We start from the raw sequence: 15,258 nt of genomic DNA on the forward strand, positions 1-15,258 counted from the left end.
GTATCGAGACCCGCTGTCACCGGTGCGTTCGGCGGAGGTGGATCTCGATACGCCCGCTGCGCGGGCTACTCGATCAGCAAGATACGCCCGCTGCGCGGGCTACTCGATCAGCAAGATACGCCCGCTGCGCGGGCTACTCGATCAGCAGGATCCGCCCGCTGCGCGGGCCGCTCGATCAGCAGGCACGCGGGTCAGCTGCCGAGGCGGCCCGTCAGGCGGCGGTGGAAGCCGGTGCTGCGCTCGTCGAGGCCCTCGATGGTGACGGTGGCGCCGTGGTCGCGGTACTTGGTCTCGATGGAGTCGAGGGCGGCGACGGTGGAGGCGTCCCAGATCTGGGCGCGGCCGAGGTCGATGACGACGGCGGCCGGGTCGTCGGAGTAGGCGAAGCGGTCGACGAGGTCGTTGCTGCTGCCGAAGAAGAGCGGGCCGGTCACGGTGTAGCGGACGGACGCGCCGTCGTCGGCGAGGGCGCGCTCGACCGCGATGACGTGGGCGACGCGGCGGGCGAAGAGGATCATCGCCAGGATCACGCCGACGAGGACGCCGAGCGCGAGGTTGTCGGTCGCGACGACGACGACCACGGTGACGACCATCACGAGCGTCTCCGGCACGGGCATCCGCCGCAGGGTCGAGGGGCGGAGGCTGTGCCAGTCGACGGTCGTGATCGCGACGATCATCATCACCGCGGCGAGCGCCACCATCGGGATGCGGCCCATCACGGAGCTGAGGCCGGTGACCAGCGCGAGCAGGAAGACGCCGGCGACGATCGTGGAGATCCGGGTGCGCGCGCCGCCGGTCTTCACGTTGAGCACGGTCTGGCCGATCATCGCGCAGCCGGCGATGCCGCCGTAGAAGCCGGCGAGCAGGTTCGAGACGCCGAGCGCCCAGGACTCGCGACCCTTGTGCGAGGGCGTGCCGGTCATCTCGTCGACGAGCTTGGCGGTGAGCAGCGTCTCCATCAGGCCGACGAAGGCGACGCTGAGCGCGGTCGGCAGGATCAGCTGCAGGGTCGCGAGGTTCAGCGGTACGAGGAACGGCGTGATGCCGGGGAGCTGCCCGGTGAGCGGCCCCTCGTCGGCGACGTCCGGGACGGCGAGGTTCGCGAGGATGACGACGGCCGTCACCACGACGATCGCGACGAGCGGGGCCGGCACCGCGGTGGTGAAGCGGGGCAGCACGAAGATGATCAGCAGGGTCGCGGCGAAGAGGGCATACGCGATCCAGGGGACTCCGATGACGTGGGGCACCTGCGCCAGGAAGATCAGGATCCCGAGCGCGTTGACGAAGCCGATCATCACCGAGCGCGGGATGAAGCGCATCAGCCGGGCGAGACCGGCGAGACCGAAGACGATCTGGATGACCGCGGCGAGGATCACCGTCGGCAGCACGTACTCGACGCCGTGCTCCGAGACGAGCGGCGCGATCACGAGCGCGACGGAGCCGGCGGCCGCGGTGATCACGCCGGGGCGCCCGCCGAGGATCGACATGGTCAGGGCGAGGACGATCGAGGCGACGAGGCTCACCATCGGGTCCACTCCCGCGACGACCGAGAAGGAGATCACCTCGGGCACGAGCGCGAGGGTCGTCACCATGCCGGCGAGGACCTCGCGGGAGAGCTGGCGCGGCGAGCGGAGGGCGTCGAGCACGGTGATCACGCGGTGCCCGGGGGCGGGGCGGGGGCCGGGCAGGCTGGTGGGGCTGGTGGGGACGGACACGACGGACCAACCTACCGTAACGTGAGGGTTGACGGAACGGAGTCGAGATGACGGACGAGCGCAGCACCGAGCGGACGGACGCGCGCAGCACCGAGCTGACGGCCGAGGAGGTCGAGGCGACCATGCGCATCGGCGAGCTCGCCGACCGGTCGACGCTGTCGCTGCGGACCATCCGGCACTACGACGAGGTGGGACTGCTGAAGCCCAGCGGCCGCACCGAGGGCGGGTTCCGCCTCTACACCGAGCGCGACTTCGACCGCCTGCTGCTCATCCGCCGGATGAAGCCGCTCGGCTACACGCTCGACGCGATGACCGAGCTGCTGCGCGTCGTCGACAGCCTGGAGCAGGCGGAGTCCCCGGAGGAGATCGCGGCGATCCGCGCACAGCTGGCCGCCTTCGAGGAGGAGGCGTCGCTCCGCCGCGCGAAGCTGCAGGACCAGCTGGCGATGGCCGACGAGTTCCTCGCCCTGCTCCGCGCGCGCTGACCGACGCGGAGCAGGGCGGGCCCGGTCACAGAATGAAGAGCATCTCCTGATAGGTCGGCAGCGGCCAGAGGTCGTCGGCGATGAGCCCCTCGATCGTGTCGGCCGCCTCGCGGACCGCCGCCATCGCCGGGATCAGCGCCGCACGGGCGTGCTCCGCCTCGGCGAGGGCCGTGTGGCCCGACTCCGCGGCGAGGGCGTCCTTGAGGGTCGCGAGCGCCGTGCGCAGATCGGCGATCGGCGCGCTGACCTCGTGCAGTGGCGCGAGATCCGGCTCCACCCCCGCGGACTTCAGCGCGCCGGCGTTCAGCGCGACCTCGGTCTGGTGCCGCACGGCGGCGGGCAGGATCGAGGTCGTGCCCATCTCGAGCGTGAGCCGCGCCTCGACGCCGACCGACAGCGCGTACTGCTCGAGGCCGATCTCGTAGCGGCTGTGCATCTCGCGGTGGTTGAAGACCTTGTACTTCTCGAAGAGCTCGAGGGCGGAGTCGGTGATCAGCTCGGGCAGGGCGTCGAGCGTCGTGCGCAGGTTCGCCAGGCCGCGCTTCTCGGCCTCGATCGGCCAGGCGTCCGCGTAGCCGTCGCCGTTGAAGACGACCGCGCCGTGCTCGGTGATGATCGCGGTGAGGAGGTCCTGCACCGCGGTGTCGAAGTCGGTGCCGGCGGCGACCGCGGTCTCGAGCTCGGTCGCGGCGAAGTCGAGCGACTCCGCCATGATCGTGGCGATCGTCACCATCGGGCCGGCGACCGACTGCATCGAACCCGGCGCGCGGAACTCGAAGCGGTTGCCGGTGAAGGCGAACGGGCTGGTCCGGTTGCGGTCGCCCGGGTCGGTCGGGAGGATCGGCAGGGTGTCGACGCCGATCTGCATCGCGCCGCGCCCCTTCGACGAGGTCGCCGGGCCCTTCGCGAGCTGCTCGAAGACGTCGGCGAGCTGGTCGCCGAGGAAGATCGAGATGATCGCGGGCGGGGCCTCGTTGGCGCCGAGGCGGTGGTCGTTCGAGGCCGAGGCGACGGAGGCGCGCAACAGCCCGCCGTAGCGGTGCACCGCGCGGATGACCGCGGCGCAGAAGACCAGGAACTGGGCGTTCTCGTGCGGGGTGTCGCCGGGGACGAGGAGCGAGCCGAGCTCGCTGTTGCCGAGCGAGAAGTTGACGTGCTTGCCCGAGCCGTTGACCCCGAGGAAGGGCTTCTCGTGGAAGAGGCACTCCATCCCGTGCTTCTTCGCGACCGACTTGAACGTGGTCATCAGGAGCTGCTGGTGGTCGGCCGCGATGTTGCCGCGCTCGAACATCGGGGCGATCTCGAACTGGCCCGGCGCGACCTCGTTGTGCCGGGTCTTCGCGGGGATGCCGAGCTTGAACAGCTCGCGCTCGGTGTCCATCATGAAGCCGAGCACGCGCTCCGGGATGGCGCCGAAGTAGTGGTCGTCGAACTCCTGGCCCTTGGGCGGCTTGGTGCCGAAGAGGGTGCGGCCGGCGTTCAGCAGGTCGGGGCGGGCGAGGAAGAAGTGCCGGTCGATCAGGAAGTACTCCTGCTCCGGCCCGCAGAACGAGACGACGGGCTTCGGCGCGACGTGCCCGAACAGCTTCAGGATGCGGACGGCGTGCTCGCCCATCGCCTGCTGCGAGCGCAGCAGCGGCGTCTTGTGGTCGAGGGCCTCGCCGGTCATCGAGACGAAGACGGTCGGGATGCAGAGGGTGTTGCCGTTGGGGTTCTCGAGCACGTAGGCCGGGCTGGTGACGTCCCAGCCGGTGTAGCCGCGGGCCTCGAAGGTGTTGCGGAGCCCGCCGTTGGGGAAGCTCGACGCGTCCGGCTCACCCTGGACCAGGGTCTTGCCGGCGAACTCGGCCAGCGCGGAGCCGTCGCCGACCGGCTCGAAGAAGCTGTCGTGCTTCTCGGCGGTGAGCCCGGTGAGCGGGTAGAAAACGTGCGCGTAGTGGGTGGCGCCCTTCTCGAGCGCCCAGTCCTTCATCGCCGAGGCGACGGCGTCGGCGACCAGCGGGTCGAGCACGGCGCCGTGCTCGATGGTGGCCATGACCGACTTGAAGACCGACTTCGGCAGGCGCTGCCGCATCACGATCGTGCTGAAGACGTTCGAGCCGAAGATCTCGCCCGGCGCCTCGGTCTGATCGAAGACGACCGCGGGCGGGACGTAGGCTTCGACGTCCTTGATCGCGTCGCGGCGGACCGTGTTCCCACTCATGTGTGCCCCGTTCAGCGGCGTCGTGCTCCGCGCCGACCGCGGAGACCGTGGCCCACGCTAGGGAGCGCAGATGCCGAGGCTGTTTCGAGGGCGTGACGTTCTCCCCCCGCCGGGGAGCGCGCGCATCTGGTTGCATGGGGGGATGAGCGCCGACGACGACCTGGAGCGAGTCGACCTCGAGCGCGCCGCGGAGCTGTTCAAGGCGCTGTCCGCGACGTCGCGGCTGGCGCTGCTCCGGACGCTGGGGGCGGGGCCGATGACCGTGACCCGGCTGGCCGAGCTGTCGGGGCTGTCGCAGCCGCTCGTCTCGCAGCACCTGCGCATCCTGCGCTCGGCCGGGCTCGTCGCGGTGGAGCGGGTCGGGCGCGAGGCGAACTACTCCGTCGCCGACCGGCACGTGAGCCACATCGTCGACGACGCCGTCGCGCACGTCCACGAGGAGTGAGCGCGATGCCCGCGGACGCCCGGCCGCCCCTCGGCGCGCTCGTCACCGGCGTGCCCGTCACCGGCGTGCTCGTCGTCGGCGGCGGGCCGGTCGGCGCGCTGCTCGGCGCGCTGCTCGTCGCGCGCGGGGTCGACGTGCAGGTCTGGGAGCGGCGGACGGCGGTGCCGGCCGGCTCGCGGGCGATCGGCATCCATCCGCCCTCGCTCGACGCGCTCGCCGCGATCGGCGCGACCGAGCGGATCCTGGCGGAGGGGGTGCGGGTCGCGGAGGGCGTCGCCGTCAGTCGGCGGCGGACCCTCGGCTCACTGTCGTTCGCGCGGGCCTCGCACTCGCATCCGTACGTCGTCACCCTCGACCAGCACCGCACCGAGGCGATCCTGCGCGAGCGGCTGCGGGCGCTGGCGCCGGGCGCGCTGCGCTCCGGCGTGACGCTCACCGGGCTCGCGCGCTCGAGCGACCACGTGGACGCGACCGGGACGGACGAGCACGGCGGCTCGGTGTCGGTGCGCGCCGCCTTCGTGGTGGGGGCGGACGGCGCGCGGAGTGCCGTGCGCGAGCTGCTCGGGATCCGCAGCGCGGGGCGCGACTACCCCGAGGCATACGTGATGGGCGACTTCGCCGACCCCGAGCCGGCCGCGCGCGCGGCCTCGGCCCTGGTCGACGTGGGGCCGGAGGGCGTGGTCGAGTCGTTCCCGCTGCCGGGCGGACGCAGGCGCTACGTGGCGCTGGCCGGCCCCGACCTCGCGGCTCCCGCCTGGCGACCGGACGCGACGCCCGATCCGGCTGCGGCGGTGGCGCTCAGCGCCGTGGTCCGCGCGCGCACCGGCGCGGAGCCCGACCCGGCGACGTGCACGATGCTCAGCGGCTTCGGCGTGCGGCGGCGGGCGGCGGAGCGGATCGGTGTCGGCCGGGTGGTGCTGATCGGCGACGCCGCGCACGAGATCAGCCCGATCGGCGGGCAGGGGATGAATCTGGGCTGGCTGGACGCGGCCGAGCTCGCGCCGCTGCTCGCGGAGGCCGTGCGGACCGGCGAGGCGGGGCCGTGGCCGGCCTCGCGCGGCGGCGCACCAGGTCAGCGCGGCGCGCGGCTCGGCAGGCGGAGCTCAACATGGCGGTGGGGCGGCCGGCGCACGGCGCGGCGCTGCTCGGTCGCGAGGGGCTGCTGCGGGCGCTGCTGGCGCTGCCGACCTCGGACCTGCTGGCGCGGGTGTACTCGATGCGGTGGTCGTAGGGGGGGCTCTCGGGCGCGGTGCTCAGGCGATCAGGCGCGCGCCGGCCAGGCCGAGCTCGACGACGAGGACGAGCGACGAGGCGATCACCAGGCGGAACAGCGTGCGGGTCGGCGGCCCGGTGAGCACGAGGCGGATGCCGGCGGCCGCGAGCACGAGGACCGCGACGGTCCCGGCGACGGCGAGCGCGACTCCGGGGCCGCGGACCGGGTCGTCGCTCGCGACCTGGCCGAGCAGCACGAGCAGCGCGCCGAGCATCAGCGAGCCGAAGGCGACCACTCCGGACAGGCGCAGACCCAGGCGGTGCGGGAAGCCGCGGACGCCGGTGGCCGCGTCGTCGACGAGGTCGGGGAGGACGTTGGTGCAGTGGATCGCGACGCCGAAGACGGCGCCGGTGGCGACCGCCCACCAGGCCGGCAGCTGCCCGCCGCCCGCCGCGACGGAGACGACGGGGAGCAGCCCGAAGGCGACCAGGAACGGGACGACCGAGAACGCGGTGCGCTTCAGCCCGGCGTCGTAGGCCCAGCCCGCGGCGACGAGCACGAGGTGCGCGACGGCGGCGACCGGGCCGAGCAGCAGGGAGAGCACGACGGCGACGGCGGCGGTGCCGAGCGCGGCGGCGCGGACCTCGCCGACGCTGATCCGGCCGAGGGCGACGGGCTTGTCGGTGCGGCCGACGGCGCGGTCGCGGTCGGCGTCGATCCAGTCGTTCGCCAGCCCGATCGACAGCTGGCCCGCCAGCACCGCGAGCGCGACGAGCACGACGACCCCGAGCGGATGCCCGGACGCGGCCGCGAGGACGGTCGCGAGCACGGTGACCGTGACGGTCGGCCCGGGATGCGACGCGGCGAGCAGGAGGCGCACCCGTGACGTCATCCGGCCAGCCTACGGTCGCGCCCGGTGCGGTGCTCAGGGGAAGTACAGAAAGGTGCCAGCGGGGACATCGGGTCGGCGGCCTAGGCTCGGAGTGTTCTGAAACCGCTCCCACACCCCGGGGCGGGGACCACCACGACGCCAAGGACGACGCCGATGAACCGCACGCCGAAGAACCGCACGACCGTCATCACCGCTCTCGCCTGCGGGCTGCTCCTCACGACGGGAGTGGCCGCGCAGGGCGCCGCCGCCGACACGGCCGCCGCGTCGCTCGAGGACCACGCCGGCCCGGACGGCACCTCGGCGGACACGCTGCTCGTCAACGGGCGCGCCTACCGCCTCGAGTAGCCACCCACTCAGTGCACGTGCCGCCCGGCGGCGAGGTGCACCACTGCGGCGCCCGACCCGCGCAGTGACGCGTCGTGCGTCGCCTCCACCACGGTCGCGCCGCGCCGCAGCTCGCGGGCGACGGCCGCGCGGATGAGGACCGTCGCGCGGGCGTCGACGCCGGCGGTCGGCTCGTCGAGGAGCAGCAGATCGGCCCGGCGCGCGAGGCCCTGGGCGACGAGGGCGCGCTGGCGCTGACCGCCGGAGAGACCGGCGAACGGGCGGCGCGCGAGGTCCGCGACGGCGAGGGCCTCGAGCGCGTCGTCGACGATCGCGCGGTCGGCCCGCGAGAGGCGCAGCGACCGCGCTCCCCACCGACCCCCTGCTCCCCACCGGCCCCCTACTCCCCACCGGCCCATCGAGACGACGTCGCGCACCGTCACCGGCAGGCGGTCCGGCACGGCGCTGCGCTGCACGACGAGGCCGATGCTCAGCCCGGGGTCGCGCTCGACGCGACCGCCCGCGAGCGGATGCGTGCCGGCGAGGACCGAGAGCAGCGTCGACTTGCCCGAGCCGTTCGCTCCGACCAGGAGGGTGTGGCCGCCGCGGGCGAGGTCGAGATCGACGCCGTGCAGCACGCGGGCGCCGTCGTGCGCGGCGTCGACGGAGTGCAGCCGGAGCACGGTCGCGGTGGTCGGGGCGGCCGCGGCGGAGGTGGTCATGCACTGATCATAACGATAATCGTTTTCATGTAGGGTCGTGCCCCGTGCACCTCCTCCTCGATCCGTTCGCCTCCGGCTTCCTGCTGCGCGCCCTCGTCGGCGGCGTGCTCGTCGCCGTGCTCTGCGGCGTCGTCGGGACGTGGGTCGTGCTGCGCGGGATGGCGTTCCTCGGCGAGGCGATGGCGCACGGACTGCTGCCCGGCGTCGCGATCGCGGCGCTGCTCGGCCTGCCGCCGGTGCTCGGCGCGGCGGTCAGCGCGAGCGTGATGACCGCGGGCGTCGGGCTGGTCGGGCGCCGGCCGCGCGCCTCCGCCGACGTCACGATCGGCCTCTTCTACGTGGGGATGCTCGCGCTGGGCGTCATCATCGTGTCGCGCTCGCGCTCGTTCGCGACCGATCTCACCGCGATCCTCTTCGGCGACGTGCTGGCGATCGGCGAGGGCGACCTCGTGCTGCTCGCCGTCGCGCTGGTCGCCGTGCTCGCGCTCGTCGTCGTCTTCCACCGCTCGTTCGTGGCGCTCGCGTTCGACGAGCGCGTCGCCGCGACGCTCGGGCTGCGGCCGCGCCTCGCCCACGTGGTGCTGGTGGGGCTGGTGACATCAGCCGTCGTCGCGTCGTACCAGGCCGTGGGCAGCCTCCTCGTGGTCGGGCTGCTGCTGGCGCCCGCCGCGGCGGCCGGGCACTGGGCCCGGCGCATCCCCGCGACCATGGCGCTCGCCGCCGCACTCGGGGCGCTCGCCGTCGTCATCGGGCTGCTCGTGTCCTGGTACGCGGCCACCGCGGCCGGAGCGAGCATCGCGGCCGCCTCGGTGGCGCTCGTCGCGGTGTCGGCACTGGTCCGATCCGCCGTGACCGCCACCGTCACCGTCCACTCCGTGAAGAAGGAAGAACCGTCGCTCCCGTGAGAACACGCACCCTGACACTCCCCCTCCTCGCCTCCGGCGCGCTGCTGGCCCTCGCGGCCTGCTCGTCGCCCGGGGCGCCGGCCGCCTCGGACGCAGCCGCCTCGGACGCCGCCGCTCCTCCGGCCGGCGACGCGTACGGCTGGACCGAGGGCGCCGCCGAGATGCAGGAGGCGCAGCTGCGGCTGGTCGCGCTCGGCGCGGACGGCGCGCTCACGGCGCTCGATCCGGCGACGGAGGAGACGGTGCCGCTCGCGTCGCTCCCCGGCAGCACTGCGATCGGCACCACCGCGCTCAGCACCACCGCGCTCAGCACCGACGGGCGCTACGTCTTCGCGGCGCAGGACGGCGCGCTGACGATCGTCGACGGCGGCGCCTGGACGGTGCCTCACGGCGACCACTCGCACTACTACCTCGCGGAGCCGCGCACGATCGGGACGATCGACGGGGGCGGCGGGCTCGCCGTCGTGCACTCCTCCGCGTCGCTGACCGCCGCGTTCTTCCCGGGCTCCGGTACCGGTGTCGTGCTCGACGGCGAGGCTCTCGCGGACGGCGAGCTGCGCGAGCTCGCCCGCGTCGAGGGCTCACCGCACGACGGCGCGCTGGTGCCGCTGGGCGACCGGCTGATCGGCAGCACGGCGACGGGCTCCGTCGCGGTGCTCGCGAGCGACGGCGAGGCGACCGGGACGACCGCGGCGTGCGCCGGGACGAGCGGCGCCGCCGTCACGCGCGTCGGCGTCGTGTTCGGCTGCGCCGACGGGGCGGTGCTGGCCACCGAGACCGAGCCGGCCACCGAGAGCGACGCGGGCGTCGCCTTCGAGCACATCCCGTACCCCGAGGGCACCGCGGCGGAGGACGTCGCGACCGCCTTCTCCGGTCGGCCCGGCCGCCCCGCCGTGGCCGCCGTCGCCGGGGAGCAGGGCGCCTGGCTACTCGACACCCGGGCGCGCAGCTGGACGCTGCTGCCGAGCCCGGAGCCGCTGCTCGCGGCGAGCGCCGTCTCGGACTCCGACGGCACGGTCGTCGGGATCGACCGCGGCGGCCGCGTCGTCGTGCTGAAGCCGGACGGAGTCGCCACGACCGAGCCGCTTCTCGACGTCGCGGACGGCCGGCTGCCCGACGGCGTGACCCTCGAGGTCGACGTCGCGCGCGCCTACGTCAACGCGCCGTCGGCCGGGCTCGTGCACGAGATCGACTACGACGACGACGCGCGGGTCGCCCGCAGCCTCGCCCTCGACGCCCGCCTGCTCGTGGAGACCGGCCGATGAGCCGGCTCGGGAGGCTGCTCGCCGCCTCCGCCGCCCTCTCGCTCGCCGCCGTCACCGCCGGCTGCGCGAGCACCGCCGCCACCGACGGTCCGCTCGTCGTCGTGACCACGAACATCCTCGGCGACGTGGTCGGCGAGCTGGTCGGCGACGGCGCCGAGGTGCTGACGCTGATGGCGCCGGACGCCGACCCGCACTCGTTCGAGATCTCGGCGCGGGAGGCGGCGCGGCTCCTCGACGCCGATCTGATCGTCTCGAACGGGCTCGGGCTGGAGGAGGGACTGCAGCAGCACGTCGACGCGGCCGAGGAGGCCGGCGTGCCGGTCGTCGCGGCCGGCGCGCTGATCGAGCCACTCGCCTACTCGGAGGGCGACGCCGAGGGCGAGCCCGACCCGCACTTCTGGACCGACCCGCGGCGGATGATCGAGGTCGTCGACGCCCTGGCGCCGGCCCTCGCCGGTGCGGGCGTGCCGATCGAGCCCGAGGCGTACCGGGCCGAGCTCGTCGCGCTCGACGCGGAGCTGGCGACGGCGTTCGGTGCGCTGCCCGAGGAGCGCCGCGCCCTCGTCACCAACCACCACGTCTTCGGCTACCTCGCCGAGCGCTACGGGTTCCGCGTGATCGGCGCGGTGCTGCCGAGCGGCACCACGCTCGCCGCGCCGAGCGCCTCCGACCTGGAGGAGCTGACCGGTGCGATCGAGGAGGCGGGAGTCCCCGCGATCTTCGCCGACGCCTCCCAGCCCGACCGCCTCGCCCAGGTGCTCGCCGAGGAGGCCGACCTCGACGTCGACGTCGTCGCGCTGTACACGGAGTCCCTCACGGCGCCCGACGGCGGCGCCCCCACCTACCTCGACATGATGCGCGCCAACGCGCGCCTCATCGTCACCGGCCTGTCGCCCTGACCGGCCGTCACCACCCACGGAAGGAACCCATGAACTACCTGCACCGCCGCGCCCTCGCCGGCGCCGCCCTCACCGCCACCGCGGCCCTCGTCCTGAGCGGCTGCTCGGGCGCCGGAGACGCGGCGCCCGCCGCCTCCTCCGCCACCCCGTCCGCCGCCGCCGCCTCGACGCGCGTGGCCCTCACCTACGACGGCGGGCTGCTCGTCCTCGACGGCGAGACGCTCGAGACCGAGGCGGACATCGCCCTGGCCGGCTTCAACCGCGTCAACACCGCGGGCGACGACCGGCACGTGCTGGTCTCGACCGAGGGCGGCTTCCGCGTGCTCGACGTCGCGACCCCGGAGCTGACGGACCTGGTCTTCGACGCGCCGACTCCCGGCCACGTCGTGCGCCACCACGACCGCACCATCCTCTTCGCGGACGGCACCGGCGCGACCACCGTCTTCGACACCGACGCGCTGACCCCGGCCGTGGCGGAGGGCTCGCTGCCCGACACCGAGACCGTCGCTGCTCCCGCCGCGCACCACGGCGTCTCGATCGAGCTCGCCGACGGCACGCTGCTGACCACGATCGGCGACAGCGAGGGCCGCACCGGCGTCCGCGCGCTGGACTCCGAGCGCACCGAGACCGCTCGGAACGAGGACTGCCCCTCCGTGCACGGCGAGGGCGCCGCCGCCGACGAGATCGCGGTCTTCGGCTGCAGCAACGGCGTACTCGTCTACGACGACGGAGCGTTCACCAAGATCACCGCGCCGGACACCTACGGCCGCACCGGTAACCAGTACGTGAGCGAGACCTCGCCGATCACCGTCGGCGACTACAACTCCGACCCCGACGCCGAGGGCGTCGAGTTGTCGAAGATCGTGCTGACCGACACCGTCGCGAAGGAGTCGACCGTGCACCAGCTCGACTTCGGCTACACCTGGCGCGGCATCGCCCGCACGGCCGACGACGGCGGACTGATCCTCGGCACCGACGGCGCGCTGCACACCCTCGACGTCGCGACCGGCGAGATCACCGCGTCCTTCCCCGTGATCGACCCGTGGTCCGGCCCGATCGAGTGGCAGGAGGCGCACCCCGCGCTGAGCGTCGTCGGCGACGTCGCCTACGTGACCGACCCCGCCGCCTCGGCGGTGCACACCGTCGACGTCGCGACCGGCGAGGTGCTCGCGAGCGCCACGCTGCCGGGGAAGCCGATCGAGCTCGCGGTGGTCGCGGGCTAGGTACTTCCGCTCTGCGCGGCCGCGGGGCCGGTTCCTCTCGGGGACCGGCCCTTCGCGGCTCTCCGGGCGCCGCGCGGTGCCCCTGAAATGGGGACACGGGTCGGCCCCCGAAGGGGAGCTATCAGTCAGCTGTGAATCTCATCACACTGAGGGGCCTCCTCGGCGAGCGACAGCTGTCGTTCTGGGCCGCGCGGGCGCAGCACCGCTGTCCCACCACCGCCTGGAGTCGTCATGCCCGAGTTCCGCCCCGCCCGCTCGCGGGTCCTCGCCCTCGCCACCGCCCTCGCGGTCGGCGTCGGGCTCCTCGTCGCCCCGGCGGCGGCCGCGGCGGAGGCCGCGCCCGTCTCAGTGACCGCCGGCCAGTGGCACACGGACGAGCCGGCTGCCCGCCAGGCCGCCCCGCAGGCCGCGAAGCCGCGCGCGCTCGTCGCCGCGACGCCGCCCGCGAACGATCTGCGGGAGAACGCGACCGTCGTGACGAGCCTGCCGTACTCGAATTACGACGCCCCTTATGCGGGCGCGACTCTGACCGACGACGAACCGTCGATCTGCCGGACGACCGACCCCGACTACACCGAGTACTTCGAGGGCGGCAACGGATCGATCTGGTTCAAGTACGTCTCCACCAAGAGGCAGACGTTGACCTTCAGCGGGTCGTCACCGGGAGACCTGTCGATCGTCAGCGCGTTCGCAGAGGGTCCTATCACCGATGCCACCCGGATCAGTTGCGTGCAGGAGCAGTACCGCGAACAGAACTTCGTTCAGGCAGAAGCCGGGCGGACCTACTACTTCCAGGTCGGCTCCGACTACTCGTCGTCTGAAAGCACCGGATCCGCGCAGTTCTTCCTCTCGGCCAGTGCTGCCGTCCCTAATACCACCTATTCGACGGCATCCACGGTGTCGACACTGCCGGCGACGATCCAGGGGTCGACTCTGAAGGTCGACAACAACTGGTACGAGCCCTACTCCGGTTGTGACTACAACCCCTTCATGGGCTCGGTCTGGTACAAGTACCGCGCTACTTCGAGTGGCAGCGTCGGGGCCGACCTCGGTGAGAGCTTCGCTCGGATGAACATCGCCGTCTACGACTCCGACGCAGTGACGCCGGGACGCATGCTCGACTGCGGAGAGCAGTCCGCCGAAGCGGAAGGCTCCGACTACTCCTTCGAACGCGCCAACGTCGAATTTTCCACGACAGCCGGATCGACCTACTTCATCCAGGTCGGCAACTACGCCTTCGATGAGGGTGACTTCGTCCTGAAGGTCGCGAACGTCGGAACTCTCACCGCGCCGACGCCGACCGTGTCCGGTTCAGGAGCGGTGGGCGACACCCTCACCGCGGTGCCCGGCACCTGGGGCCCGGCGCCCGTGGCGCTGGCCTACCAGTGGCTGCAGGACGGCTATCGGATCGACGGCGCGACCAGTCCTCAGTACGTCGTCACCGACTCCGACTTCGGCTCCGGCGCGATCACCGTGCAGGTCACCGGCACGAAGGCCGGCTACGCGACCGCCGTGCGCACCAGCGCCGCCGTCCTGGTCACCGCGGGGTCGCTCACGAACTCCGTGCCGACCGTCACCGGGTCGTCCGCGATCGGCGGGACGCTCACCGCGAATCCGGGCAACTGGGGGCCGGCGCCCGTCGAGCTCGCGTACCAGTGGAAGCGCAACGGGACCGCGATCTCGGGCGCGACCGGCAGCAGCTACGTCGTCACCTCCGCCGACTCCGGGACCGCGCTCACCGTCAGCGTGACCGGCACGAAGTACGGCTACACCACCGCGACGCGCACCAGCACGGCGACGCAGGTCGGCCTGCCGCTGCAGACGCTCATGCCGACGCCGACCATCTCCGGCAGCACCACCGTCGGCTCGACGCTCACCGCGAATCCGGGCACCTGGGACTCCGGCGTGACCCTCAGCTACCAGTGGAAGAAGAACGGCGGCACCTACATCTCCGGCGCCACCGCGAAGACCTACGTGCTCAAGGCGGCCGACGCCGGCGCGACGCTGACCGTCTCCGTCACCGGCACCAAGACCGGCTACTCCCCCGCGACCAAGACCAGCGCGACGACCGCCGCCGTCACCAACGGCGCCGTCATCACGGGCGCGACGCCGACGATCACCGGCACCGCGACCGTCGGGCAGAAGCTCACCGCCGTGCCCGGAACGTGGACGCCCTCGCCCGTCACGCTCGCGTACCAGTGGCAGCGGAACGGCACGGCGATCAGCGGGGCCACCGCCGCGACCTACACGCTCGTCGCGGCCGATGCCGGCGCGGCGATCACCGTCGCCGTCACCGGCACCAAGTCCGGCTACACCGCGGTCACCAAGACCAGCGCCGCGGTCACCGCGAAGGCCGCGCTGCAGACGCTGATGCCGACGCCGACGATCACCGGGACGACGAAAGTCGGCTCGACCCTCACCGCGAACGCCGGCACCTGGGACGCCGGCACGACGCTGAGCTACCAGTGGAAGAAGAACGGCGGCACGTTCCTCTCCGGCGCCACCGCGAAGACGTACGTCCTCAAGGCGTCCGACGCCGGCGCGACGATCACCGTCTCCGTCACCTCCACCAAGCCCGGCTACTCGCCCGCCACCAAGACCAGCGCCACCACGGCGATCGTCACCGGCGGCGTCCTGACCGGCGCGACGCCGACGATCACCGGCACGGCGAAGGTCGGCCAGACCCTCACCGCGGTGCCGGGCACCTGGACGCCCGCGCCCGTCACGCTGAGCTACCAGTGGAAGCGCGGCGGCACGGCGATCTCGGGCGCGACGTCCGCGACCTACAAGACGGTCGCGGCCGACGCGGGCAAGGCGGTCACGGTGACGGTCACCGGCACGAAGAGCGGCTACACGACTCTCGCGAAGACGAGCGCAGCCAAGACCGTCGTGAAGTAGACACCCGCGGCGCCCCTGAGGGAGGCGCGGGCGTGCGAGGCTTGATGGTCGCCGCCCGCCTCTCCTCCC

General features: G+C 73.1%; 13 protein-coding genes and 1 pseudogene. 10 read left to right on the top strand and 4 right to left on the bottom strand.

Features of this window, described 5'->3' with window-relative positions:
• Positions 1-191 precede the first annotated feature (191 nt).
• Positions 192-1,655, bottom strand: a complete 1,464-nt coding sequence (locus tag GSU72_RS17925) for a SulP family inorganic anion transporter (protein WP_244256147.1) — start codon at positions 1,653-1,655, stop codon at positions 192-194.
• Between the two features lie 182 nt (positions 1,656-1,837).
• On the opposite strand from GSU72_RS17925, the gene GSU72_RS17930 reads away from it, so the two are divergent.
• The gene (locus tag GSU72_RS17930; RefSeq protein WP_244256148.1) at positions 1,838-2,200 is read left to right on the top strand and encodes a MerR family transcriptional regulator; all 363 of its coding nucleotides are present in this window, start codon (positions 1,838-1,840) and stop codon (positions 2,198-2,200) included.
• 25 nt (positions 2,201-2,225) lie between these two features.
• On the opposite strand, the gene GSU72_RS17935 is transcribed toward GSU72_RS17930, so the two are convergent.
• Positions 2,226-4,403 carry a glutamine synthetase III gene (locus GSU72_RS17935; protein ID WP_159986250.1) on the bottom strand — a complete coding sequence of 726 codons (2,178 nt, stop codon included), beginning with the start codon at positions 4,401-4,403 and terminating at the stop codon, positions 2,226-2,228.
• 142 nt (positions 4,404-4,545) lie between these two features.
• On the opposite strand from GSU72_RS17935, the gene GSU72_RS17940 reads away from it, so the two are divergent.
• The 3 genes and pseudogenes from GSU72_RS17940 to GSU72_RS21870 all read left to right on the top strand — a co-directional run bounded on the left by GSU72_RS17940 (position 4,546) and on the right by GSU72_RS21870 (position 6,079).
• Positions 4,546-4,848, top strand: coding sequence for a metalloregulator ArsR/SmtB family transcription factor (locus tag GSU72_RS17940; RefSeq protein ID WP_159986251.1), 303 nt, complete (start codon positions 4,546-4,548; stop codon positions 4,846-4,848).
• 5 nt (positions 4,849-4,853) lie between these two features.
• A pseudogene (locus GSU72_RS17945) lies at positions 4,854-5,831 on the top strand (NAD(P)/FAD-dependent oxidoreductase); the annotation flags it as partial.
• A 125-nt stretch (positions 5,832-5,956) separates the two neighbouring features.
• Positions 5,957-6,079, top strand: coding sequence for a hypothetical protein (locus GSU72_RS21870; RefSeq protein ID WP_279631699.1), 123 nt, complete (start codon positions 5,957-5,959; stop codon positions 6,077-6,079).
• Positions 6,080-6,101: 22 nt separating this feature from the next.
• Here the strand turns inward: GSU72_RS21870 and GSU72_RS17950 are convergent, their stop codons facing one another.
• Positions 6,102-6,953 (bottom strand): UbiA family prenyltransferase, encoded by an 852-nt coding sequence (locus GSU72_RS17950; RefSeq protein WP_159986252.1) that lies wholly within the window; start codon positions 6,951-6,953, stop codon positions 6,102-6,104.
• 153 nt (positions 6,954-7,106) lie between these two features.
• On the opposite strand from GSU72_RS17950, the gene GSU72_RS17955 reads away from it, so the two are divergent.
• Positions 7,107-7,298, top strand: coding sequence for a hypothetical protein (locus GSU72_RS17955; RefSeq protein WP_159986253.1), 192 nt, complete (start codon positions 7,107-7,109; stop codon positions 7,296-7,298).
• Between the two features lie 8 nt (positions 7,299-7,306).
• Here GSU72_RS17955 and GSU72_RS17960 read toward each other — a convergent pair whose 3' ends face one another.
• A complete protein-coding gene (locus tag GSU72_RS17960) occupies positions 7,307-7,999 on the bottom strand; it encodes an ATP-binding cassette domain-containing protein (RefSeq protein ID WP_159986254.1) in 693 nt (230 codons plus the stop codon).
• 44 nt (positions 8,000-8,043) lie between these two features.
• Between GSU72_RS17960 and aztB the strand changes: the two genes are divergently transcribed.
• The 5 genes from aztB to GSU72_RS17985 all read left to right on the top strand — a co-directional run bounded on the left by aztB (position 8,044) and on the right by GSU72_RS17985 (position 15,189).
• Positions 8,044-8,904, top strand: coding sequence for a zinc ABC transporter permease AztB (aztB, locus tag GSU72_RS17965; RefSeq protein WP_159986255.1), 861 nt, complete (start codon positions 8,044-8,046; stop codon positions 8,902-8,904).
• Entirely contained in the window at positions 8,901-10,169 is a 1,269-nt protein-coding gene (locus tag GSU72_RS17970; RefSeq protein ID WP_159986256.1) for an ABC transporter, read from the top strand. Before aztB ends, GSU72_RS17970 begins: the two co-directional genes overlap by 4 nt.
• The gene (gene aztC, locus GSU72_RS17975) at positions 10,166-11,068 is read left to right on the top strand and encodes a zinc ABC transporter substrate-binding protein AztC (protein ID WP_159986257.1); all 903 of its coding nucleotides are present in this window, start codon (positions 10,166-10,168) and stop codon (positions 11,066-11,068) included. Before GSU72_RS17970 ends, aztC begins: the two co-directional genes overlap by 4 nt.
• A gap of 29 nt (positions 11,069-11,097) precedes the next feature.
• The gene (aztD, locus tag GSU72_RS17980) at positions 11,098-12,291 is read left to right on the top strand and encodes a zinc metallochaperone AztD (protein ID WP_159986258.1); all 1,194 of its coding nucleotides are present in this window, start codon (positions 11,098-11,100) and stop codon (positions 12,289-12,291) included.
• 231 nt (positions 12,292-12,522) lie between these two features.
• Entirely contained in the window at positions 12,523-15,189 is a 2,667-nt protein-coding gene (locus GSU72_RS17985; RefSeq protein WP_159986259.1) for a hypothetical protein, read from the top strand.
• The last annotated feature ends 69 nt before the right edge of the window (positions 15,190-15,258 follow it).

Origin of the sequence: Rathayibacter sp. VKM Ac-2760, from assembly GCF_009834185.1 — a bacterium.
In the GTDB taxonomy this organism is placed as follows: Bacteria; Actinomycetota; Actinomycetes; order Actinomycetales; family Microbacteriaceae; genus Rathayibacter.

Bases quoted from the DNA above. Each gene is read 5' to 3' on its own strand.
- GSU72_RS21870 (WP_279631699.1), top strand. From the start codon at position 5,957: ATGGCGGTGGGGCGGCCGGCGCACGGCGCGGCGCTGCTCGGTCGCGAG.
- GSU72_RS17955 (WP_159986253.1), top strand. From the start codon at position 7,107: ATGAACCGCACGCCGAAGAACCGCACGACCGTCATCACCGCTCTCGCC.
- GSU72_RS17930 (WP_244256148.1), top strand. From the start codon at position 1,838: ATGCGCATCGGCGAGCTCGCCGACCGGTCGACGCTGTCGCTGCGGACC.
- aztC (WP_159986257.1), top strand. From the start codon at position 10,166: ATGAGCCGGCTCGGGAGGCTGCTCGCCGCCTCCGCCGCCCTCTCGCTC.
- GSU72_RS17950 (WP_159986252.1), bottom strand. From the start codon at position 6,953: ATGACGTCACGGGTGCGCCTCCTGCTCGCCGCGTCGCATCCCGGGCCG.
- GSU72_RS17985 (WP_159986259.1), top strand. From the start codon at position 12,523: ATGCCCGAGTTCCGCCCCGCCCGCTCGCGGGTCCTCGCCCTCGCCACC.
- GSU72_RS17960 (WP_159986254.1), bottom strand. From the start codon at position 7,999: ATGACCACCTCCGCCGCGGCCGCCCCGACCACCGCGACCGTGCTCCGG.
- GSU72_RS17940 (WP_159986251.1), top strand. From the start codon at position 4,546: ATGAGCGCCGACGACGACCTGGAGCGAGTCGACCTCGAGCGCGCCGCG.
- aztD (WP_159986258.1), top strand. From the start codon at position 11,098: ATGAACTACCTGCACCGCCGCGCCCTCGCCGGCGCCGCCCTCACCGCC.
- GSU72_RS17935 (WP_159986250.1), bottom strand. From the start codon at position 4,403: ATGAGTGGGAACACGGTCCGCCGCGACGCGATCAAGGACGTCGAAGCC.